Source organism: Pseudophaeobacter flagellatus (genome assembly GCF_021228235.1).
GTDB classification, from domain to species: Bacteria; Pseudomonadota; Alphaproteobacteria; order Rhodobacterales; family Rhodobacteraceae; genus Pseudophaeobacter; species Pseudophaeobacter flagellatus.
Genome location: NZ_JAJQRG010000005.1, coordinates 149,039 through 171,915, shown reverse-complemented (window position 1 = coordinate 171,915; position 22,877 = coordinate 149,039). Strand labels below are relative to the sequence as shown.

Here is a 22,877-nt window from a genome sequence, read left to right as displayed (position 1 = left end):
GTCGGATCCTCATATGCGCCTTGAATATATACCCAAGATATATGGAGGCAACTGTCGAAGACTTATCACTTAGCGGTTCCTGGGGCTTATCGCCCTGACGACAGCCGCCTTTGGCGCGCTGAAATCAGTGATGGCTAATCATAGACGACCTGATCACAGGCCTGCGGCTGAGCCATCCGCTGCGCAATCGTCGCCTTCAACTCCTGCTCATTGGCAAACTTCAGCGAAAAGGCGACGGGTGCGCTGCCATCCTCGCGAGGCGGGATCGCGGCAGAGACCAGCGACAGGATGACCTCATGTGCGTTATCGATCGTTTCCTGCCGGTACAGGGCGCGGTCTGCAATACAATCCATCAGGCTTTGCTTTTGTGCATCTAAAAGCGGCCCCAGCTCCGACTCTTCGTCATAGCCCCGGTTGCGGCTGACAACCGTGTTCTCCTCGGCACCAGTGACCGCAAAGTTGTTCAACACCTCCAGCGGCGGCAGCTCTCCGGAAACGATAACGGTTCCGACATCAGGCACCGGCTGTCCGATACCGTTGAGCTGCGTCCAATCAAAGCTCGTGAAATCAACGCCAATTTGGGCCGTCGAATCCCACTGCTTCATCATCGCTGCGTTGTTTTCATAGCCGAAGGTCGTGTTCTCTCTGATCGCGATCGCAGTATTCTGAGAATAGACCTCTGTCACCTCTACCCGCCTAACCAGCTTGGGTTCGGATATAACCGCCTGTACGCGAGCATCGACCTTCTCGCCAAACTGCGTCGTGACAAAATACCCAATAGCCCCACCCAACAGGATAGAGACAACGATCATTACAATGCGGTCCATCAAGAATATCCTTCTATGAATACTCACACCGCACTGATTATGTCTGCAAAAGTCAACAAACTTTCGCGCAGCGATGACTGCCAAGGCCATCTACGCGCGTTTGATCTGCCGCCTGCTAACAGCCGCCGTCTTTACACAGCTCGTCCTTGACCATGGGACCGACTTTGCCGAAATCCATCTGGCCGGTGAATTTGCCCTTCAGGGTCGCCATCACCTTGCCCATATCACGTATTGATGCGGCACTGGTTTCGCTCACGGCGGCCTTTACGGCAGCGCGGATTTCTGCATCGTTCAGCTGCTTGGGTAGGAACTCTTCGATAATTGCAATTTCTTCCAGTTCCCGCTCGGCCAGATCCAGGCGACCACCCTCTTCATAGGCGCGGGCACTTTCATTGCGCTGTTTGGTCATTTTGCCAAGAATCGCCAGAACGTCGTCATCGCCGATGGCAATCTCGCCGTCATCTGCACGGGTCGAGATTTCTTTGTCCTTGATTGCAGCGTTGATCAGGCGCAGCGTGCTTAGCCGCTGGGCGTCCTTGTCTTTCATTGCCTTTTTCAGAGCCTGATTGACCAGGGTGCGCATATCCATACGTTATATCCATCCTCAGGAAAGCGGAATTGGCACCTCTAGCCAATCCCTCCGCGCATTTCAAGGACCAGCCGTTGCAACCTACCTGACGGCAAGCAATAGTTTCAGTGCGCCGCACGACAGTTCATTTTCCGGGCGCGGCTTTTCCAACCGCCCAAGCAAACCAGGCAGGCTTGACCCCACGCCCGCCGCCCCCTAAAAGCCGATGAATTTAACCCTCAGGAGAGTCTCGTCATGGCCGATTCCGCACCGTCCAAGCCAACCGCATGCCTGGCGCTTGCCGATGGCACCGTCTTTTACGGAGCCGGGTTTGGCGCCACCGGTCGATGCGTGGCCGAACTGTGTTTCAACACAGCTATGACCGGCTACCAAGAGATCATGACCGATCCGTCTTATGCCGGGCAGGTCGTGACCTTCACCTTTCCGCATATCGGCAATACCGGCATCACCCCAGAAGATGACGAAACAACAGATCCCGTGGCCGCCGGCATGGTGGTCAAATGGGATCCGACACAATCCTCCAACTGGCGCGCCACCGAAGAACTGGCAGCCTGGCTCAGCCGTACTGGACGGATCGCCATTGGCGGTATCGACACCCGCCGCCTGACCCGCGCCATTCGCCAGCTGGGTGCCCCCCATGTGGCCCTGGCGCATGATCCCGACGGCAATTTTGACGTCGAGGCCCTGATTGCCGAAGCCCGCGCCTGGGCAGGGCTGGAAGGCATGGATCTGGCAAAAGAGGTAACCTGCGCCCAAAGCTATCGCTGGGATGAAATGCGTTGGGCCTGGCCCGAGGGCTATCCCCGCCAGGAAACCCCTGTGCATAAGGTCGTTGCGCTCGACTATGGCGCCAAGCGCAATATCCTTCGCTGCTTGGCTTCGGCTGGCTGTGACGTGACCGTCCTGCCAGCAACCGCCACCGCCGAAGAGGTTCTGGCGCATAGCCCCGATGGGGTGTTCCTATCCAACGGTCCCGGCGATCCCGCTGCCACTGGCGAATATGCGGTACCGATGATCCAAAGCCTGCTGCAGGACACCACCCTGCCCGTCTTTGGCATCTGCCTTGGCCATCAGATGCTGGCACTGGCGCTTGGCGGCCGGACCGTCAAGATGAACCACGGCCACCACGGAGCCAACCATCCGGTCAAGGAAAACGCCACTGGCAAGGTTGAAATCACCTCGATGAACCATGGCTTTGCTGTCGATTCCCAGAGCCTTCCCAAAGGAGTGGAAGAAACCCATGTCTCGCTGTTTGACGGGTCGAACTGTGGGATTCGCATGACCGGGCGCCCGGTATTTTCCGTCCAGCATCACCCAGAGGCAAGCCCTGGACCGCAAGACAGCTTCTATTTATTTGAACGTTTTGCCGAAGCTATGGCGACCAGAAAAGTCTCGTAAAGCCTGTGTAAATTCTTGGTAAAATCGCGCCAGGGTTGTTGAGCTCTCCCCTTGCCTAGGTCACGCTAAACAATCTCGGATGCATCAAGCATCTGAGATTTTTTGGTGTTGAGTGATCGCATGCCCGGTTCGCAGCCTCCCAGATCTAGACGACTTCGCCGCTCTGTCTGGGCAACCAGAGTAGGGGCGGCCACACCCGTTTCCAATGCCGCGCCCCGGTACGAACAACCGGGAAAACACAGGACGCCACGACCGGCAGAGATCGAAACAAAGGGCCAGCTGCCACCACCACTGCGACATCCGCCGACGCCCACTGACAGGCACCTCCTTGCGCTGCCCGCCACTGTCCTGCCCGAACAGGCGGCGTCACTGCAATCGGCGGGCCTTGCGGATCAAACGCCCCCTGCGGACCAGACAGGGCGCATTGCCAAGATGGCTCAGACCAGCCCGTGGGCCACACTGGCCGCCACGGTGCCTTCTTCCGCTGCGATATCAACGCCCCCATCGGTGCCATCGGCGGTCGATGGCGTTTTCCGCGCCGAGGCCCTTGCTCTGCGCACCGTAGACCTTAGCAAACATAAGCCGAGCATACCGCTCTTGAACCGGATGCCTGCCAATTTTTGGCTGCGCAACTGCGCAATTCCCTGGGTACAACTTGGCGATACCGTTGCCATCGCATTTGGCAGCGCCGAGGTCGCGGAAAGCCAAAGGCAAGTTCTGACAGACCGCTTTGGCCCCTTCATCCCGGTCTTGGCCACCGAACCCCAGATCCTGCCACTGCTGCAGCAGCATTTCAAAACCGCCATGGCCCGGCAGGCCAATATCAGCATCGCACCCGAGCTGAGTACCAGAACCCTGTTTTCACGCTCAAAGCGGCTGAAACAATTGCTGCCGGTCAGTTCGTTCGTGTCGCTCTCTATCGTTTTCCCGCTAGAGGTCTTTGCTGTCTGTTGCGGCGCAGCGCTGATCCTGCTGATGCTTTATACGGTGCTGAAACTAGCTGGGCTTGCAGCCCACCTGATGACACGGGCGAAGGCACACCAAGCGCCACTTGCCAGCGGCGCGCAGCCGCAACAGTCGGTCACCAGCCCGCCCCCCCCTGCGGAAGCTTTGCCAAAGATTTCCGTTCTCGTGCCCCTCTACAAGGAGGCCGCGATCAGCTCTGCCCTGCTCAAACGGTTGGGGCGGCTGCAATATCCCGCAGAGCGGATGGATGTAATACTGGTGCTGGAAGAAGGTGATACCGTCACGCAGCAAGCCATTTCCAAGGCCAGCCTGCCCAGTTGGATGCAGGCGATCGAAGTGCCAATCTGGGGCAGCTTGCGCACCAAGCCACGCGCAATGAACTATGCTTTGAATTTCTGTCGCGGCGACATCGTCGGGGTTTGGGACGCCGAAGATGCACCGCAACCCGATCAGTTGCACCGGGTCGCCGCCGCCTTTGCCCAGGCACCGCCCGATGTGGCCTGTTTTCAGGGCGTTCTAGATTATTACAACCCTCGGGCCAACTGGATGTCACGCTGTTTCACCCTGGAATATGCAGGCTGGTTCCGCATCGTATTGCAGGGGATTGCGCAGCTTAAGCTGGTGGTGCCACTGGGCGGGACCACCATGTTTATACGGCGCGCTGTGCTGGATGATCTGGGCGGCTGGGATGCCCATAATGTGACCGAGGATGCCGATCTTGGGGTGCGCCTGTTTCGCGCGGGTCATCGCACCCAGATGCTGCCCACTGCCACCTATGAAGAAGCCACCTGTCACCTCCCCGCCTGGATCCGCCAACGCTCGCGCTGGCTAAAGGGGTTTATGGCCACCTATCTGGTCAATATGCGCCAGCCCGTTCGACTGGCCCGTGAACTCGGCTGGGCCGGCTTCTTGGGCTTTCAGGCGTTTTTTCTGGGCACGGTTGGCCAGTTTCTGCTGTCCCCCTTTTTGTGGACCTATTGGCTGATCGCCTTTGGCGTGCCCCATCCCAGCGCCGAAATTCTTCCTGAACATCTGCTTTATCTTGGGGTTTCCTGGCTAGTATTTTTTGAGCTTTGCGGCATGATCATCGCCGCATTCGGGGCCTTTGCCTCAGGCCGACCTGGCCTGGCGCTCTGGGTGCCGGTGCTGCCGTTCTATTATCTGATGGGGCCTATTGCCGTATACAAAGCCCTGTATGAACTGCTGTATGATCCCTATTTCTGGGACAAGACCAGCCATGGGGTTCACCCCCCCGACACGAATGCACAGCACCATCTTGGCCCCTCCGACAATCCGGCTTTCACTGAACCAGAACCGCCGCCCCGGCCAAAACAGACAGCCCAGCCCGATTATGTCGCGGCGTATCTTGGCGAAGCCCAGTCAGCACAGTCCCAGTCAGCGCAGGCAAAAGAAGCGCGGTCGCAGACCGAAAAGACCGCCAGCACCAAAAACCGCGCCGACAATGCCGAGCAGGTCTGATAAGGTACTGAAAACCCTATGCCCTCTGCCTGAGAAATAGCGCCTGAACCCGGCGCAAAACCCGCTAGCGGCCCTTGCCACGTTCGCCGGCATCCTGTTTCAACCGGGTCATAAAGGCGACAGAGATGTGATCCTTCAGCGCCTGCCCCGCCGCCTCTTCATCCCGCGCCTGGATGGCGGCGACGATGCGTTTATGTTCAGCCTGGGCAATTTCGCCACGCCCCTCGGCCGCCAGCGAAGTGGTCGCCATCAGCGCCATGGAACGATGCACCAGGTTCAGCTGCTGCACCAGATACCGGTTATGCGAGGCCAGGTGGATCTGTTCGTGAAACCGTCGGTTGGCCTTGGCCAGATCAGAGGGCATATCAACCAGCGCGTCATCCGCATTGACCATATCCTGCAGCACCCGCACCTCTTCTTCGGTAGCGTGGCGCGCCGCCAAACTGGCGGCAAGGCCTTCCAGTTCGCGCCGGACCATATAAAGTTCAGCCATCTGATTGTGATCCAGCGAGGCGACAATAAGTGAACGCCCGTCCCGCTCTAGCAGCGACTGGGTTTCAAGCCGCTGAAGGGCCTCACGGATTGGCGTGCGCGAGACGCCAAATTTCTCGGCAAGATCGCTTTCCACCAGACGGTCGCCCGGCTTATAGACACCCACGTCGATCGCTTCCAGGATCAGGGAATAGGCATCGTTCTGGTTGCTGCGGCTCTGGTTCATCGGCTTTCCCACTTAGACGGTCGCTGTATATTCCTACAGGTCATGCCATGGCATACAAGCCTTGGCGCACCGATCAGCCAGAAAACCAGGCCAGAAGCCAGGCGAGAAACCAAGCAGCCCGACCACCATAGCGCCACTGGCCCGCCAGAAAACACGATTGCAAATCGGCTCCAGCCTGCCTAAGCCAGCACCATGATCAAGACATCCTTCTCTCATGTGCGCCACTGGGTCTTTGACCTGGACAATACGCTGTATCCCCCCTCAGCCCGGTTGTTTGACCAGATCGAGGTCAAGATGACCAACTACGTGATGGCCCAACTGGGGGTCAACCAAGCCGAGGCGGATCATCTGCGCAGCAGCTATTGGCGAGATCACGGCACCACGCTTGCCGGCTTGATGCGTGACCATGATATGGATCCCCTGCCCTATCTGGATGCCGTGCACGATATCTCACTGGATCACCTGGAACAGGATCCCGCCCTGGCCGCCCGCATTGACGCGCTGCCCGGCAAGCGTATCGTCTATACCAATGGCAGCGCGCCCTATGCCAAACGCGTTCTAGCCGCCCGGGGCCTTAGCGGGTTGTTCGATGGGATTTACGGGGTGGAAGACGCAGAGTTTCGGCCCAAGCCAGAGCGCGCCGCCTTTGATATGGTGTTTGAAAAAGCCGGCATTCATGCCACCACCGCCGCCATGTTCGAGGATGATCCGCGCAACCTCTCAGCCCCCCATGCCATGGGCATGCGCACTGTCTATGTCGCCCCGACACCACTTGATGAAGACCATGAAAGCAGCCACATCCATCACCAAACCGATGATCTGACCGGATTTCTGGCCCAGATCCTGTAACTGCGCCTGGGACCGGTCGCGGCGGGGACATTCTGCCGCAGCCAAGATCGTCAGGAAGCGGCAAACAGATCTCCAAAAGGTATCTTTTCCATCCTATATGCAGCTGCGAGACACTCATAAGGATCGCGCGCATGGCTCTTGCCTTTAACCTTCCCGACCGCCTGCCCCTATGGCAACGTATCCTCTTTGCCCTGCCCCTGTTGGGACGGATCGCCAAAGAAGTCGCCTATGGCCCGGAAGAAAACTTCATCTACGCCCTAATCAGCCTGGTTTGCCTTTGGGGGTGCTCGGTCCTGTTGTTTGGCATTCCAGGCCTCTATTTGCCCGCCGTTGCCTTGGTGCCGGTGATCTTTACCCTGCTCATCGCCATCACCCGGGGCTAGGCTCTGGGCCTGGGGCACGGAATTGGCCCTGCCCTGCGACGCCTAGCGAAGATGCTGCTTGTCATTGCTGCAACTGCCAGCCTATCTGAACAAGAACGACAGGAGGCAGGGCCATGGGTGAAACATGTGATATTCTGATTTCCGGTGGCGGTGTTGCCGGTCTCACCGCTGCGGCAGGCTTTGGGGCGGCCGGGTTTCAAGTGATCTGCGTTGATCCGACACCCCCGGTAACCACCCGCGATGGCGCCGGGGCGGATCTGCGCACCACGGCGTTTTTGCAGCCCGCACAGGAATTGCTTGAGCGTTTTGGCCTTTGGCAGAGCCTGGCCGATCACGCCGCGCCGCTACAGATCATGCGCATTGTCGATGCCGGTGGAGCAACCCCGGAACCGCGGGTGACCAAGGATTTCAATGCCGTTGATATTTCCGACAAACCCTTTGGCTGGAATCTGCCCAATTGGCTGTTGCGCCGCGAGATCCTGGCGCGGATCAGCCAATTGCCCAATGTGGATTTCCGCGTCGGCACCGGCACAGAAACCCTGTTTACCCGCAGTGATGAAGCCCGCGTCACCCTGACCGATGGCAGCCAGATCCGCGCTAGGCTGGTGATTGCCTGTGACGGCCGCACATCACCGATGCGGCAGGCAGCGGGTATTCCTGTCAAGACAACGCGCTATGGACAAAAGGCACTGGCCTTTGCTGTTACCCATCCCATCCCGCATGAGAATGTCTCAACCGAGATCCACCGTTCGGGAGGGCCCTTTACCCTGGTGCCGCTGCCCGATCACGAGGGCCAGCCCTGTTCTGCGGTGGTTTGGATGGAACGGGCAGCGCGCGCCGATGCCCTGCAGGCATTGGATCCCACCGAGTTTGAGGCGGAAATGACCCGCCGCAGCTGTGGGCTGTTTGGCCCGCTGACGCTGGCCTCGCGCCGCAGCATCTGGCCCATCATCAGCCAGTATGCAGCGCGGTTGGAAAATCAGCGCCTGGCCCTGATGGCCGAAGCCGCCCATGTGGTGCCGCCAATCGGGGCACAGGGACTGAATATGTCACTGGGTGATCTGCGCCTGCTGCTGCAATTGGCCGAAGCCCGCCCAGAGGGGTTGGGGGATGCTGAAATGCTGGCCACCTACCACCGGGCGCGCCACCGCGAGATCCTGATACGGGTGAAGGGAATTGATCTGTTGAACCGCAGCTCAATGATTGAAGCCCGCCCGCTGCGCGACCTCCGTGCGCTGGGACTCAATGCGCTCTATTCACTGGCTCCTGTACGGCGCAGCCTGATGCAGATGGGGCTTGGGGTGAAATCCTAGGGGCGCGGCACGCGGGGGAGAGCATAGGAAACCGGCTTTCCCAAGGGGAAAGCCGGGGCCTTCGGCGAAGGTATTTTTAGCAAGATGAAATCAAGGCCCCGCACCTGACACCTTTTACCTGCAAATGGGCCTTAGAGTATCTGATCCAGGGCCGTTTGCAGGCGCGCCAGCGTTGCCTCGACGTCATAGAGTTTATCAAGGCCGAAGAGGCCGATCCGAAAAGTGCGGAATGCCACTGGTTCATCACATTGCAGCGGCACGCCAGCGGCGATCTGCAGGCCGAGGCTGGCGAATTTCTTGCCGTTTTGCACCTCTGGGTCGCTGGTGTAGCTGACCACAACGCCCGGCGCGCCAAACCCATCCGCCGCCACCGATGTGACGCCCTTGGCGGCCAGCAGCGCGCGCACAGAATTTCCCAAGTCCCACTGAGCCTGTTGCAGGCGCTCAAACCCGTAGTCCCGGGTTTCCAGCATGGTATCGCGGAAGGCGCGCAGGGCATCGGTGGGCATGGTTGCATGATAGGCATTGCCGCCATCCTCATAGGCCTGCATGATGGCGCGCCATTGTTTGAGGTTGAGGGCAAAGCTGTCGGAGGTCGTATCCTCTAGCCTGGCAAGCGCGCGCGGCGAGAACATCACCAGGCCTGCAGAGGGCGCGGCGCTCCAGCCCTTTTGCGGGGCTGAGATCAGTACATCGACACCGCTGGCCTGCATATCCACCCAGGCGCAGCCAGAGGCGATGCAGTCGAGCACCATCAGCGCACCGACGTCATGCGCGGCGGCAGCCATCTGCTGCACATAGCCCTCGGGCAGAATGACCCCGGCGGCGGTTTCCACATGTGGTGCAAAGACGATACCCGGTTTTTGTGCGCGGATGGTCGCGGTGACCTCCTCGATGGGGGCAGGTGCAAAAGGCGATTGGTCTTCATTTCCTGCCCGGCGGGCCTTGAGCACCGTGGAGGAGGCCGTCAGGCCACCGGTTTCAAAGATCTGGCTCCAGCGATAGGAAAACCAGCCGTTGCGCACCACCAGAACATCCTGGCCTTTGGCAAACTGACGCGCGACAGCCTCCATTGCGTAGGTGCCGCCGCCCGGTACCAACGCCACCGCCTCGGCCTGGTAGACCTCTTTCAGCATGGCGTTGATATCCAGCATCACCGCCTGAAAGGTCTTTGACATATGATTGAGCGAGCGATCGGTGAAGACCACCGAGAATTCGTCGAGACCGTCCGGGTCCACAGTGTTCAAAAGCGCCATTATAGTCTCCGATGTTTTTGCATGACTGCCTGCCCGCATTGGATGCCGGGCGCGGTTGCCTTGCAGATATACTGAATTGCGCGCCCGCTCGAAACCCGGCAATCGGCGATAGCTCTGTCCAAAATCAAAAGACAATGCCGCCGAAAGAGCCTAGCCCAAGGGGCCGGGGCGGCGTTCCTCGGACAACAGGACATTGGCATCCACAGAGCCAACCCCCGGCAGCAACATGATGCGGCGACGCAGTACCCGTTCAAAATCGGCAATATCGCGGGCGGTGACCCGCAGACGATAGTCGTAAAGCCCCAGCACATGTTCCACAGTCTGAACCTCGGGAATGGCGCAGACCGCGCGTTCAAAATCTTCCAGGCTGACGCGGCCTTTGGTGCCCAGTTTGACGCCCAGAAAGACCGTCACGCTAAAGCCCAGCTTTTCGCGATCCAGCTCTAGCCGACTCCCGGTGATAATCCCAAGGTCCTGCAGGCGCTTGATCCGTCGCCAGGTGGCCGGTTGGCTCAGCCCCAGTTTGCGCCCCAGTGCCCCGGCCGTTTGGTTGGCATCGCGCGACAACGCCTTGAGCAGGCCAAGGTCGATCTCGTCCAGGTCGCTCATAGGGGCAGGCTTTCGTTGGATTTGATCCGTGCCACATGCATCAGCGCCTCGATATCCGCGATATGCGGCAGGGTCAGAATAGCACTGCGATAGATCTGCTGATAATGCGCCATATCGCGGGCAATCACCGAGAGGCGCACATCCACCTGGCCCAGAAAGGTCTGGATTTCCAACACTTCTGGGATTTCCCGCGCCTGGGTGATGAATTCATCAAAGGCGCGTGGATGGGTTTTGTCCAGGGTCACCCGCAATGAGACCTCGACCGTATAACCAAGCACCCGCCAATCAATCACCGCCCGGCTGCCCAGCAGGATCCCAGCTTCGCGCAGCTTATCCAGCCGACGCGACAGGCGCGCCGCGCTAAGACCCAACGCGGCGGCGAGATCTGGAATCGACTGTTCCGGATCACTTTGCATGTGGCGCAATATGCGCCGGTCAAGATCATCAAGCATGAAACTTACAGCAACTATTCATCTGACGAATGATAAACTCAAAATTACCAGAATTAGCAACCTCAATCACGGTGCATTTCCCGACTGTCGGCCTATGATGCCTGCAACAGACAACCAAGAGGATCTCTGATATGCGCGTATACTACGACCGCGATTGCGACGTTAACCTGATCAAAGACAAAAAAGTAGCCATCCTGGGCTATGGCAGCCAGGGCCACGCCCATGCGCTGAACCTGCGCGATTCCGGTGCCAAGAACCTCGTAGTGGCCCTACGCGAAGGCTCCCCTTCTGCCAAGAAAGCCGAAGGCGAAGGCCTGAAAGTCATGGGTATCGCCGAAGCCGCAGCCTGGTGTGACGTGATCATGTTCACCATGCCCGATGAACTGCAGGCAGAGACCTATAAGAAATACGTCCACGACAACATCAAGCCAGGTGCTGCCATTGCATTCGCCCATGGCCTGAACGTTCACTTTGGCCTGATCGAGCCAAAAGAAGGCGTTGATGTCATCATGATGGCCCCCAAAGGCCCCGGCCACACCGTGCGCGGCGAATATACCAAAGGCGGCGGCGTGCCCTGCCTGGTGGCCGTCGACAAGGATGCCACTGGCAAGGCACTGGAAATCGGCCTGTCCTACTGCTCTGCCATTGGTGGCGGCCGCTCGGGCATCATCGAGACCAACTTCCGCGAAGAATGCGAAACCGACCTGTTCGGCGAGCAGGCCGTTCTGTGCGGCGGCCTGGTTGAGCTGATCCGCTGCGGCTTTGAAACTCTGGTTGAAGCGGGCTATGCGCCTGAGATGGCCTATTTTGAATGCCTGCACGAAGTGAAGCTGATCGTTGATCTGATCTATGAAGGCGGCATCGCCAACATGGATTACTCGATCTCCAACACTGCAGAATATGGCCAGTACGTCACTGGCCCCCGGATCCTGCCCTACGACGAAACCAAAGCCCGCATGAAAGCGGTTCTGGAAGACATCCAGCAGGGTAAATTTGTACGTGACTTCATGCTCGAAAACGCCGTTGGTCAGCCCACATTGAAGGCCTCGCGTCGTGCCAATGATGAGCACGGGATTGAAGCCACCGGCGCCAAGCTGCGCGGTATGATGCCCTGGATCTCGGCCGGCAAAATGGTCGACAAAGAGAAAAACTAAGCTGCCGAACTGGCTGGGCGGCAAAATCTGCCCGGTCTAGTTCCTTTTGGCCTTACTTCTCTGCCGGGCGTTCCATTTTTTGGAACGCCCTTGCTATTTTCTCAGGAGCACCACCCATGCAGAGCCCAGCCCGAACGCTGCCCGCCCAAACAGGAGTCGGCACCATCAACTGGATCAAGCTGCTGATTCTCGGGCTCATCTGGGGTTCCTCCTTTATGTCGGTCACCCTTGCCCTGCAAGGGCTGGGGCCGATGACGATCGCCGCCGGGCGGATCAGCCTGGGCGCGGCCGCCCTGCTGACCATCACGTCAGTGATACGCATTGGCCTGCCCTCGCTGGTCAACCGCCAAGGGCGTCTTATCTGGCTCTGTGCTTTGGGGATGGGGTTTTTCAGCAATGCGCTGCCGTTCTCGCTGCTCAGCTGGGGCCAGACCTATGTGGCCAGCGGCTTCGCCGGGGTCTGCATGGCAGTGGTACCGCTGTTTGTGCTGCCACTGGCGCATATTCTGGTACCGGGCGAGCGCATGACCCTGCGCCGCGCCCTGGGCTTCCTTATTGGCTTTGGCGGCGTCTTGACCCTGATCGGGTTCAAGGCCTTTGCCAGTGCCGGCAGTGATTATGAATCACTGGCACGGCTGGCCTGCCTTGGCGCAGCGCTGTGCTATGCGGTTGGTTCCATCATCACCCGGCTGTGCCCTGGCGTGAACCTGCTGTCGCTTTCTGCAGCGGCGCTAAGTTGCGGCGCGTTGATGATCGTCCCCGCCGCCCTGTGGCAGGAAGGCCTGCCCAGCCTGCCACAGGGGCGATCGCTGCTGGCGGTGCTCTACCTTGGCCTGGTACCGACCGCGCTGGCGCAGGTGTTGTTGGTGCAGGTGGCGCGCAGTGCCGGGCCCAGTTTCCTGGCAACCGTAAACTATCAAGTACCCGTCTGGTCGGTATTCTTTGGCGCGCTCTTGCTGAATGAAACCCTGCCGCCGCAACTGTTTGCAGCCCTGGCTCTCATCCTTGCCGGATTGTTGCTCAGCCGTCCGGCCGCCCATCGCCAACGACCATAAAGGGCCAGAACATGCCGGAACAAATGGGCCGTTATTGGCTGATGATTGCCACCTTGGGGCTCGTTTGGGGATCCACCTTTCTCGTGATCGAACTGGCGCTGCAGGGCATTACCCCGGTCTGGCTAACGACTGGACGAATTGTCTTTGCCGCGCTGGTGATGGGTTGCATCTGGGGCGCGCGTGGTTTTCGCCTGTTTCTGGGACGCCCCAACTGGCCAATCATAGCCATCCTGGGCCTGACAAGCACGGTGCTGCCCTTTCTGCTGATCAGTTGGGGCCAGCAATATGTCACCTCTGGCTTTACCGGCGTTGCCATGGCGGGCACGGGGCTGATGGTCTTACCACTGGCGCATTTCCTCGTCCCCGGAGAACGCATGTCGCTGCGCCGCTTTATCGGGTTCTTGATTGGTTTTCTTGGGGTTGCACTGCTGATAGGGACCCAGGCGTTTGACAGCACTGGGGCGGCGCATGAATCCCTGGGCCGGGCTGCCTGTCTGGGGGCTGCCGCCTGCTATGCGACCTCGTCAATCCTGACCCGGCGCCTGCCCCCGGTGGATCCGGTGGGGCTGGCGGCTGTCTTGCTGTGCCTTGGCGCGCTGCTGATCCTGCCCCTCGCCTTGATCTCGGAGGGAGCGCCCCCCCTGCCCGATAGCCAAACCCTGTTCTGGATCGCCCTGCTGGGTCTGCTGCCCACTGCGGCAGGTAATTTCCTGCGCATACTGGTCATTCGCGGCGCTGGTCCCACCTTCATGAGCCTCACCAGCTATCAGGTGCCGATCTGGTCGGTCCTGCTTGGCGCACTGTTTCTGGCAGAGCCGCTGCCCGCGACACTGCTGTTGGCGCTGGGGCTTATTCTATCCGGGGTTTGCATTAGCCAATGGGGGGCCTTGACCCGGATGTTTGCGCCAAAGACAAAGCGAGCCTAATGTACCGCCTGCCACAGGTGCAGCGCCTGAACGGTCTCGGCCACATCGTGCACCCGCAGCAATTGCACCCCTTCGGCCACCCCCGCAAGCGCCAGCGCAATAGAGCCGGGCGCCCGTTTGTCGGCCTCAGGGGCCTTGCCGATGCTGCCGATAAACTTCTTGCGGGAGACCCCCAGCAGGATTGGGCAGCCAAGCCCGTGAAACAGACTTAACCCCTTTAGAAGCGCCAGATTATGCGCCTGCGTTTTGCCAAAGCCGATGCCCGGGTCCACCACGATCTGATCACGCAGAACGCCGGTTGCCTCTAATCGATCCACCTGAGACGCCAGAAAATCATACACATCCAGCAAGACATTGGCATATTTTGGATCGTCCTGCATGGTTTCTGGGCTGCCCTGCGCATGCATCACGCAAACCGAAACCCCTGCCTGCGCCGCCAGCGGTGCAAGCGCCGCATCATAGGTAAAGCCGGACACATCATTGATCAGCTGCGCACCAGCGTCCAGGGCCTCCATCGCGACCTGCGCCTTCCGGGTGTCGATGGAAATTGGCACCGAAGATACCGCCCGAATGGCAGAAATCACTGGGGCAGTGCGCGTGATCTCCTCTGCTTCGGGCACAAACTTCGCACCGGGACGGGTGGATTCGCCCCCGATATCAAGGATATTGGCCCCATCAGAAATCAAACGCTGGGCTGCACTCAGCCCCGCGGCGACGCCGATACTGCGCCCGCCGTCTGAAAAGCTGTCAGGTGTTACATTCAAGATCCCCATAATCTGGGGACGCGTCATATCCAGCCCGGCAATGGCGGCACGGCGAAAACTCAGCCGATGGCGCATCTCTGCCGGGATAAGTCCAGCTGGAACGATACGCGGCGGCGCATCCCGGCTGAGCAATTCGACTTCGGAAAACCACAGCGCCCCGCCGGCAAGCGGTAGCGCACCTTCTGGTCTTGTCTCTCCATGACGCACCAACGGCCGGTAATACATCACAACTGTGTTTGCTCCACATCCACGACGCGCAAAGGAACCTGAGGACAGGCAGGCAGCTCGGCGCCAATGACGATCATCTCGCCTGCCTCGAAGGTTGCCGCAAACCAGGCAGCCAATGCAACCGATTCAGACGGGGCCGCGGATGGCCCGTCCACCGCGTCCAGCACAATTTTGGACGGAGCCCAGACACAGATCTGCCCATTTTTCATCGCCCAATCGAGCTCTGTCCGGGTAGAGACCACCACGCAGCGGTCATCTTTTGCCGCCACGCGCCAGGCGTTTTGCTCGATCGACAACAGATCAATGCGGCGCTGGGTCATCTTATGGCCGGTTTTAGGCACCTCCAGTGGATGCGCCCCAACACAGAGAATCAGTGGTCGCTGACGGCTGGCCATCTGGTCGATCCAGGTAGAGAAGTTTTTGCTCTCGATGGCTGCATTGGACAGATACATCAGCCGGGGATGCGGTGGCTCATCCTCTTCGACAATGTGGCTCACCTGATCCTTCGAGCGCGCGATCTCGACCCCGAGGGCACCGGGGCCACGGTCCAGCTTTTCGATCCGCACAAAAACCCGCACGGCCTGGGGCTCCAACAAGATCCGCTCTGCCACGCGCTCTGCCAGTGTTTCCAACAGGTTGAGCCGCTCTGCCGCAAGCTCATAAGCGATAGCTTCCGTGACCTTGTCGTAAGACAGGATCCGGTCCACATCATCGTCCAGATCGGCAGGCAGGGGCGTCACTTCGACCACCACATTGAAGCTGATCCGCTGGGTATTGCCGCGTTCTGCCTGAAAGGCACCGATCTCGACCTCAACCATGTGATCGCGCAGAGAGATCCGGTCCAAGGGGCCAGGCCGCGCCGTTGCAGCTGCGCGTTCGCTGGGGTGTTCAAAGGCAAGGCGAACTTCTGAAGACATGGGCAAAGACGGGCCTTTGGCTGGCTAACGGGAAAAGGTTGGTTCTGTTTACTCTTGTGCCGGGGCCTTAACAGGCCTGCATGCGCCAGACTAGAGAGCGAATGCGGCGTCATAGCCGCTTCGTCCGGCGCAATACACCCGCCCCCGTCGCACCAAAGGGTCGCGCAGGTCAGTCTGCCACTGCCTAGATCCTTGGCAGGTTGTGGGCCGACCCTGATACAGAACTGACAGCAGCCTGGACGTCAGCTCTCGTCGTTCATCGCGGTGCGGTAACGGTCGTCGCGGTAAAACTGGTGTACCCCAATGCGGGTGGTTTTGGTAAAACTGCGGCTCCAGCGCGGACGCACCGCTGTGGTGTGGTAATAGGTGGCGCCCTCGGTCAGATCCGGGACCGCCCCATCAATCACCGCCCTGGCCACCTTGGCCACCCGCTCATAGGCGGTTTTTTCGCGGATCACCTCTTCGTGACCATCGCAGGTATAGGTGAACTGACACTGATAGCGCCGCCCAGTGCCCTGGTTAATCACCCCGCACAGCGAATTGGGGAACTGGGCGCTTTCAACCCGGTTCATGATCACCTCGGCAACCGCAAACTGACCTTTGACCGTCTCGCCGCGCGCCTCAAAATACAAGGCCTCTGCCAGGCAGGCAAAGTTTTTTCCACCCTTGGCCATCGGCTGCTCATCCAACCAGGCTTTCGAAAACGAAAGATCATCTGCTGGCGTGTCTTTGCGCCGGAATTGAAAGCCAAGAAAACCGGACAGGCGGGTATCGGGGAGCGCACTCAGGGTGGATTGTTCACGCTTGAACAGGGCACCCAAGCTGGTTTCGGCCGCCGCCACTTGTCCCATCATTGTTGTTGCTGCCGCCAGGGCAGCCAAGGTCAGGAATTTCATGTTCAGGGATCCTCATTTTTCCGCTTGCGTGCGGCCTCCCCAGTCCGTCACAAGCGCCTCCCTTAAGCGCATTTTGGCAAAACGTCCAGTTCTGGCAGAATCGGACCCACACAGCACCCTCTGAATTCCGCAGGAACCAAAGGGCAGCAGAGGTGGAAAGATGAGATTTTTCTTATATTTTTTCGTATGTTGGAGAAACCACCCCGGTTTTCTCTTGGATTGCGAGCTGCGCCGCCGCCAAGCGCACCACCGGAACCCGGAAAGGGGAACACGAGACATAATCAAAGCCGGCCTCTCGGCAAAATGCGATTGATTCGGGGTTGCCACCGTGTTCGCCACAGATCGACAGGGTCACGTCGGGATTTGCCTCACGGCCCCGCTGCACCCCCAGCTTCAACAGCTCTCCGACACCATCGACATCCAGCACATGGAACGGGTCTTCGGGAAAGACCCCCTGCTGCACATAATTGGACATAAAGCGGCCGGCGTCATCCCGCGACAACCCATAGGTCATCTGTGTCAGATCATTGGTGCCAAAGCTCAAGAAAGAAGTATGCGGCGCGATCTCTGCCGCCCGCAGCGCAGCGCGTGGGGTTTCGACCATGATTCCAAGACGGTAATCAAAGGTCTCCCCCTGCTCTGACGCGACAGCCGCCGCCACCGCATCGATGCGCGCCTTGACCAGTTCGACCTCGCGCTTGGCGGAAACCAGCGGGATCATCACCTCGGGCACCACTGGCGCCCTATCGCGAGAAGCCAGAAGCGTGGCTTCAAAAATGGCGCGGGCCTGCATGTCGTAGATTTCCGGCACCGTCACACCCAGACGCACCCCACGCAGGCCCAGCATCGGATTATACTCCGCCATATCCTCGACCCGGCGGGTCACATCGCTCACCGGAATGCCCAGGGCCTCTGACAGCTCCCGCTGGCCCGACTTGGAGGTCGGCAGGAATTCATGCAGCGGCGGATCAAACAGACGAATGCAGACTGGCAGCCCCTCCATGATGCGAAACAGTTCATGGAAATCATCGCGCTGCATCGGCAGCAACCGGGCCAGAACCGCGGCGCGGCGGCTGGAGGTTTCGGCAAAGATCATCTCGCGCATGACTGTCAAGCGGCCCGGATCAAAGAACATGTGCTCGGTCCGGCACAGGCCAATGCCCTGGGCGTTGAAATTGCGCGCCGTCTGCGCATCCGCCGGGGTATCGGCATTGGCACGAATATCGATGTCACGGACCTCGTCTGCCCAGGCAAGCAAGGCCTGAAAGGCATCATCTTGCGCCGCCTCCAACATCTCGGGTTCGCCCGCCAGCACCTCGCCGCTGCTGCCATCAATGGTCACGATATCGCCAGCGCGAAAGACCTGCCCCTTGCAGGAAATTAGCTGTTTCTTACGGGAATCAAAGGTCATATCCGAAGCTCCGACGATGCTGGGCAGGCCAAGGCCACGCCCGATAACCGCCGCATGGCTGGTCATACCGCCCTTGCCAGTCAACACCGCCACCGCCGCATGCATGCCGCGCACATCCTCTGGCGAGGTCTCGCGCCGCACCAGCACGCAGGGCTCGCCACGCGCCGCGCCAGACTGGGCATCCGCCGCCGTAAAGACAAGATGCCCGGTCGCCGCGCCGGGACTGGCCGCAATGCCCGAGCCGATCACATCCCGCGCCGCGCTTGGGGCAACCTGACGGTGCAGCAATTCGTTCAGCACATGGGCATCCACCCGCATCACCGCCTCATGCGGTGGGATAATCCCATCCTGGGCCAGGGCGACCGCAATCCGCACGGCCGCATGCGAAGATCTAAGCACCCGCACCCCGTCAAGGATATGCAGTTCTCCGTTCTGGATAACAAATTCCACCTGCATCTCTTCGCGCAGACGCTGCCGCATCAGCGCGGCATCCGCCTTGATGCTGGCAAAGGCCTCTGGTGCCAGCTCCTCCAACGACGGCCCCCGCGCATCCTTTTCCAGGAACAGCGCATTTGTCCCCGCCCCCAAGGCCTCGCGCCCCTGGCTCTGGCTTAGGTAGCGGCCCGTCAGTTGCCGTAGCCCGGTTGTCGAATCCACCAGCTGCAACACCCCAGATCCGCATTCCCCCTGACCCAGTCCCGGAATCATCTCTTGCACCACCAGCCCCAGGCCCGCATCCGCCGGCGCGCCCTTGGCCTGACGCAGCAGCCGCGCCGAGGTCCCCTCCCAGGCCCGCGCCATAGAACGCAAAACCGCCGCCAGCTGCTCTCCGGGATCCTGCGGGAACACCTCGTCGGTTTCCGCCTCATAGGCCTGCAGGATTTCGCTCAAGGCATCCGGCCCGCCATCTTCTACATCGTCAAAAACATCCGGGTCCAGCCGCGCCACATGCACCGCGTAAGATTGCACAAACCGCAGATACAGCGAGGCCGCGGCCTCCTGCCCCAAGACCTTGCTCAACGACAGGTAGCGCGCGTCGTTCATGCCGATATTCAGGATCGCACTTGGCCCGCCCCAATCCTGCACCTCTGAAGAGGGGCGCACACAGAGCAGCGCATCCTCGGAAAACTCTGCCAGGATGGCGGGAATATCGGGCAACTCTCCCGCGGCGGTATTTTTCACCGCAGCAAAGGACAGGGCCACGGTACAGGGCACCGGCAAATCAAGCCGAACCAGCCGCTGCAAGCATTTGGCCCGGCCGCCGTGGCTGGCCGTGGCAATGGGCGCCGTTGCGGTGATCAACGAAGCAAGCGGAGTCTCAGACGGGGGATTCTGCACTGCGGCACCTCTTCTTTATCCTGCAGCATAATCCTCCAAGATCACACCGCAAGGCCCAAGCCCCAGCACCAGGCCGGAAAAGCCATAAAACAGCACCGCAAACCGCAAAAGCAGGCCAGAAGCCCCCCTTTTTTTTTGCCGCGACGGGGGTCAAGGCCCGCGCAGCGGCCCTGCACAGCAGGGTTCAGCCTTGAGGCCCGGCGCGGCCTCAAAAACTCGCAGCGGCGCTTTCAGGGGCAGACCGCCCCCTGAAGCGCTTCTCAGCAAAATCAAAAAGGGCCGCACCACAGCACGACCCTTTGAGATGTTTGATCGTTTGATCCGCTTGGCCAGGCAACCGGGCCAGTCGTCTTGGCAGATTTACGCTTCGATCCGGGTCAAATCAGCCACCTGGCCACAGACCTTGCGGATCTGGCTCAACAGGTTCAGCCGGTTGCGGCGCACCACCTGATTGTCAGAGTTCACCTGCACCGCCTCGAAAAACGCATCCACCGGCGCGCGGAGTGCGGCCATGCCGCCCATGGCGGCCGCGAAATCCTCGGCCTCGATGGCCGAGGAGATCGCCCCCTCGCCCGCTGCAAGCGCATCAAACAAGGCCGTCTCTGCCGGGTCCTCGATGAATTTCTTGTCGGCCCCGTAGGAATATTCGACCCCGTCTTTTTCCTCGGCCTGCGACAGGATGTTGTTGGCGCGTTTGAACCCCTGCAGCAGATTGCCGCCATCCTCTGAGGACATGAAGTCCTCCAGCGCCCGGGCGCGTTTCACCAGGAGCGTCAGGTCGTCATTGCCCTCCATGGCGATACAGGCATCGATCACATCGTGACGAATGCCCTGATCGCGCAGGAAGACTTTTAGACGGTCGTGGAAGAAGGAGAGGAGATCAGCAACCATCTCAGGGCTACCTGCCAACACATTGGACTGGATTTTCAGGACCAAGCTCTCTTCTTCATCAGCATTCAAGTCATCACCGAAATTGAAATGGACACATTGAGCGAGCACTTCGGTGTATTGCCAACTTTCTTCGGAATGAAGCAGCGGTTCTGACCAAGCAGAACCTCCGCAGTGCATTCCGAACTCAACGCCGTTAGTGACAATGTCAGCCCTAGAACGGCGAAACGCCGGAACCAGTACAGTCGCGAGGTTCAAACGCAAACCACTTTCCTGCATCAATCGGATCACCCCTAGCGCCGCACGGCGCAGGGCGTAGGGGTCTTTGGACCCGGTCGGCTTTTCATCAATCGCCCAGAACCCGGTCAGCGTGTCGATCTTGTCGGCCAGCGCCACGGCGACCGAGACTGCTTGCGTCGGCACGTCATCGCTTGGCCCCAGCGGCGAATAATGCTGCTCGCAAGCATTGGCGACCTCTTGCGGCAGGCCTGCGGCCTGCGCGTAGTAGCGCCCCATCAGGCCCTGCAACTCGGGGAACTCATAAACCATTTCCGACGACAGATCCGCCTTGGCGAGTTTCGCCGCCTGTTCCGCCAGGTCCGCATCCGCGCCCACAACGGGCGCGATTTCACGTGCCAGCGCCGCGATCCGGTCGATCCGTGCGGCTTGCGTGCCGAGCTTGTTGTGGAAGGTCACATTGCCAAGGCTCTCCAGCCAGCCTTCCATGCCGACCTCGGATTTCGCCACCCGCAGGTCATTCTCCCAAAAGAACTTGGCATCCGCCAGACGTGCCGACAGAACCTTCTGGTTGCCTGCCAGAATGGTCGCGCCGTGATCAGCGGTTTCACGGTTGGCCACGGTGACAAAGCCTTCGATCCGACCGGTTTTGGGGTTTTTCACGCTGAAAAACTTCTGGTGCTCTTTCATCGAAGTCTGCAGCACCTCTGGCGGCAGCTCCAGAAATTCAGCGTCGATATCGCCCAGCAGCACCACTGGCCATTCCACCAGGCCGGCAACCTCGGCCAACAGACCCTTGTCTTCGACCAGCTCCAGCCCACGGGCAAAGGCCTGATTGCTGGCCTCCTGCCAGATCGCCTCGCGGCGTTCGGCCGGGTCCAGCACCACATTGGCGCGCTTCAACTTGGCAGCATAGTCTTCAAAACCGGAGACAGTGATCTCACCCGGCGCCATAAAGCGGTGGCCGCGGGTGGTCTTGCCCGTCGTGATGCCGTCCAGCTCCAGCGGCACCACTTCGCCGCCGTTTTCGTCGCTCAGCACACACAGGATGGAATGCAGCGGGCGCACCCAGCGCAGGGTTCCCGCCCCCCAGCGCATGCTCTTGGGCCAGGGAAAGTTACGAATGGTCGCCTCCAGCACCTCGGCGATGATCGCAGAGGCCGGGCGTCCGGCTTTTTCGATGCTGGCGAAGTAGATCACCCCCTTGGGGGTGTCGCGCTCTTCCAGCTGGTCCCGCGTCAGGCCGGCCCCGCGCAAGAAACCTTCGATTGCCTTGTCCGGCGCCCCCACCTTGGGGCCTTTGCGCTCTTCGCGCAGCGTCGGGCTCTCGGCCAGCAGACCTTCGATTGCCAGGGTCAGACGGCGCGGCGTTGAAAAGGCAACAGCCCCGGCGTAGGTTAGCCCGGCCTCGACCAGGCCATCGGTCATGCGCTTTTTCAGGTCCTCGGCTGCACGCGCCTGCATGCGGGCCGGGATTTCTTCGGAAAACAGTTCAATCAGCAGATCAGGCATCGAAGTTCCTTGCACAGTCGTTGCGCCATCTTTTGACGGCGGGCGCGCAGATAGATATGCGCTTTGGTCTCACGGGGCAGCGGCCATCTCGTCACAAGTGGCCGCTGCATTTATATTATCGTCGGGCTAGTCACCCTGGGTTGGACGCGGCGGGCAGGTTTCCCCGACCACGGTGCCATCATAGGCTTTTTCTCCGCAGGCGTTCAGCTCATGCCAGGCAAAGCCCTGGCCCTGTTCCGTCACCGCAACAATGCGGTCCACCCCGTAAGAGATGTTCTTGACAGAGACAAAGGCCGTCGCAGTGCCATCCGCCAGAGCCGCGCCTAGGGCCTGGGCATCAAAGCAATCAAACCAGCCCGGCGCATTGCGCGGGTCTTTCTGGCTGGAAACCTGGAACAGCTGCGCCAGCGCCTGCGGCCGCAGCGGGGTGGTGAAACAGGCGCGATAGCGGATCGGAGAGCTCTCTGCGTCAATCGCTTGGAAATTTTCATAGGCGATCGGCTTGGGGGTCTCGGCGTTCAGTGGTAGCAGCACCACATCCTCCCCCGGGGTCAGGGCAACATCGTCATAGTAGCCATAGACCTGCAGGTAGTACATCGCCCCGCCCGCCGCGAGCCCGGAAACGACAAGAACAATGGCAAGAAACTTACCCAACATTAGCAATAACCTTCATAATTTCGCCCGCACAGCGGCGCGCTTGGGGCACGGTGGC

At 60.0% G+C, this 22,877-nt stretch carries 20 protein-coding genes; 8 read left to right on the top strand and 12 right to left on the bottom strand.

Annotated elements, in window-relative coordinates:
- Window positions 1–134: 134 nt before the first annotated feature.
- Window positions 135–827 (bottom strand): hypothetical protein, encoded by a 693-nt coding sequence (locus LRK71_RS11620; RefSeq protein WP_232403855.1) that lies wholly within the window; start codon window positions 825–827, stop codon window positions 135–137.
- A 115-nt stretch (window positions 828–942) separates the two neighbouring features.
- On the bottom strand, window positions 943–1,416 hold the full coding sequence (locus LRK71_RS11615; RefSeq protein ID WP_232403853.1) for a GatB/YqeY domain-containing protein: 474 nt from the start codon (window positions 1,414–1,416) through the stop codon (window positions 943–945).
- 234 nt (window positions 1,417–1,650) lie between these two features.
- Here LRK71_RS11615 and carA point away from each other — a divergent pair, with 234 nt between their 5' ends.
- Together carA and LRK71_RS11605 are read left to right on the top strand one after the other, a co-directional pair.
- The gene (gene carA / locus LRK71_RS11610; RefSeq protein WP_232403852.1) at window positions 1,651–2,814 is read left to right on the top strand and encodes a glutamine-hydrolyzing carbamoyl-phosphate synthase small subunit; all 1,164 of its coding nucleotides are present in this window, start codon (window positions 1,651–1,653) and stop codon (window positions 2,812–2,814) included.
- A gap of 432 nt (window positions 2,815–3,246) precedes the next feature.
- Window positions 3,247–5,259, top strand: coding sequence for a glycosyltransferase (locus LRK71_RS11605; protein WP_232403849.1), 2,013 nt, complete (start codon window positions 3,247–3,249; stop codon window positions 5,257–5,259).
- Window positions 5,260–5,323: 64 nt separating this feature from the next.
- On the opposite strand, the gene LRK71_RS11600 is transcribed toward LRK71_RS11605, so the two are convergent.
- A complete protein-coding gene (locus LRK71_RS11600) occupies window positions 5,324–5,977 on the bottom strand; it encodes a GntR family transcriptional regulator (RefSeq protein WP_232403839.1) in 654 nt (217 codons plus the stop codon).
- Between the two features lie 192 nt (window positions 5,978–6,169).
- Here LRK71_RS11600 and LRK71_RS11595 point away from each other — a divergent pair, with 192 nt between their 5' ends.
- The 3 genes from LRK71_RS11595 (at window position 6,170) to LRK71_RS11585 (ending at window position 8,522) form a co-directional block, all read left to right on the top strand.
- Complete coding sequence (locus LRK71_RS11595) at window positions 6,170–6,826, top strand: pyrimidine 5'-nucleotidase (RefSeq protein ID WP_232403837.1); 657 nt, start codon at window positions 6,170–6,172, stop codon at window positions 6,824–6,826.
- A 131-nt stretch (window positions 6,827–6,957) separates the two neighbouring features.
- Entirely contained in the window at window positions 6,958–7,209 is a 252-nt protein-coding gene (locus tag LRK71_RS11590) for a hypothetical protein (RefSeq protein ID WP_232403835.1), read from the top strand.
- A 113-nt stretch (window positions 7,210–7,322) separates the two neighbouring features.
- The gene (locus LRK71_RS11585; RefSeq protein WP_232403833.1) at window positions 7,323–8,522 is read left to right on the top strand and encodes a UbiH/UbiF family hydroxylase; all 1,200 of its coding nucleotides are present in this window, start codon (window positions 7,323–7,325) and stop codon (window positions 8,520–8,522) included.
- 131 nt (window positions 8,523–8,653) lie between these two features.
- Here LRK71_RS11585 and LRK71_RS11580 read toward each other — a convergent pair whose 3' ends face one another.
- From LRK71_RS11580 to LRK71_RS11570, 3 genes are all read right to left on the bottom strand, one after another.
- Window positions 8,654–9,778 (bottom strand): aminotransferase class V-fold PLP-dependent enzyme, encoded by a 1,125-nt coding sequence (locus tag LRK71_RS11580; RefSeq protein ID WP_232403832.1) that lies wholly within the window; start codon window positions 9,776–9,778, stop codon window positions 8,654–8,656.
- 150 nt (window positions 9,779–9,928) lie between these two features.
- Complete coding sequence (locus LRK71_RS11575) at window positions 9,929–10,387, bottom strand: Lrp/AsnC family transcriptional regulator (protein WP_232403829.1); 459 nt, start codon at window positions 10,385–10,387, stop codon at window positions 9,929–9,931.
- Complete coding sequence (locus LRK71_RS11570; RefSeq protein WP_232403828.1) at window positions 10,384–10,839, bottom strand: Lrp/AsnC family transcriptional regulator; 456 nt, start codon at window positions 10,837–10,839, stop codon at window positions 10,384–10,386. Before LRK71_RS11570 ends, LRK71_RS11575 begins: the two co-directional genes overlap by 4 nt.
- 131 nt (window positions 10,840–10,970) lie before the next feature.
- On the opposite strand from LRK71_RS11570, the gene ilvC reads away from it, so the two are divergent.
- From ilvC to LRK71_RS11555, 3 genes are all read left to right on the top strand, one after another.
- Window positions 10,971–11,993 (top strand): ketol-acid reductoisomerase, encoded by a 1,023-nt coding sequence (gene ilvC / locus LRK71_RS11565; protein WP_232403826.1) that lies wholly within the window; start codon window positions 10,971–10,973, stop codon window positions 11,991–11,993.
- Window positions 11,994–12,109: 116 nt separating this feature from the next.
- Window positions 12,110–13,048, top strand: a complete 939-nt coding sequence (locus LRK71_RS11560) for a DMT family transporter (RefSeq protein WP_232403816.1) — start codon at window positions 12,110–12,112, stop codon at window positions 13,046–13,048.
- A gap of 11 nt (window positions 13,049–13,059) precedes the next feature.
- A complete protein-coding gene (locus LRK71_RS11555) occupies window positions 13,060–13,974 on the top strand; it encodes a DMT family transporter (RefSeq protein ID WP_232403814.1) in 915 nt (304 codons plus the stop codon).
- Here LRK71_RS11555 and folP read toward each other — a convergent pair.
- From folP to LRK71_RS11525, 6 genes are all read right to left on the bottom strand, one after another.
- On the bottom strand, window positions 13,971–14,966 hold the full coding sequence (gene folP, locus LRK71_RS11550; protein ID WP_232403812.1) for a dihydropteroate synthase: 996 nt from the start codon (window positions 14,964–14,966) through the stop codon (window positions 13,971–13,973). The two genes, LRK71_RS11555 and folP, sit on opposite strands and share 4 nt — an antisense overlap.
- Window positions 14,963–15,883, bottom strand: a complete 921-nt coding sequence (locus LRK71_RS11545) for a dihydroneopterin aldolase (protein ID WP_232403810.1) — start codon at window positions 15,881–15,883, stop codon at window positions 14,963–14,965. The genes folP and LRK71_RS11545 overlap by 4 nt, the downstream gene beginning before the upstream one ends.
- A 242-nt stretch (window positions 15,884–16,125) precedes the next feature.
- Complete coding sequence (locus LRK71_RS11540; protein WP_232403808.1) at window positions 16,126–16,779, bottom strand: cell wall hydrolase; 654 nt, start codon at window positions 16,777–16,779, stop codon at window positions 16,126–16,128.
- 172 nt (window positions 16,780–16,951) lie between these two features.
- Window positions 16,952–19,528, bottom strand: coding sequence for a putative PEP-binding protein (locus tag LRK71_RS11535; RefSeq protein ID WP_232403806.1), 2,577 nt, complete (start codon window positions 19,526–19,528; stop codon window positions 16,952–16,954).
- A 360-nt stretch (window positions 19,529–19,888) separates the two neighbouring features.
- Entirely contained in the window at window positions 19,889–22,165 is a 2,277-nt protein-coding gene (glyS, locus tag LRK71_RS11530) for a glycine--tRNA ligase subunit beta (protein WP_232403804.1), read from the bottom strand.
- 126 nt (window positions 22,166–22,291) lie between these two features.
- Entirely contained in the window at window positions 22,292–22,822 is a 531-nt protein-coding gene (locus LRK71_RS11525; RefSeq protein WP_232403802.1) for a DUF6446 family protein, read from the bottom strand.
- Window positions 22,823–22,877: the final 55 nt, after the last annotated feature.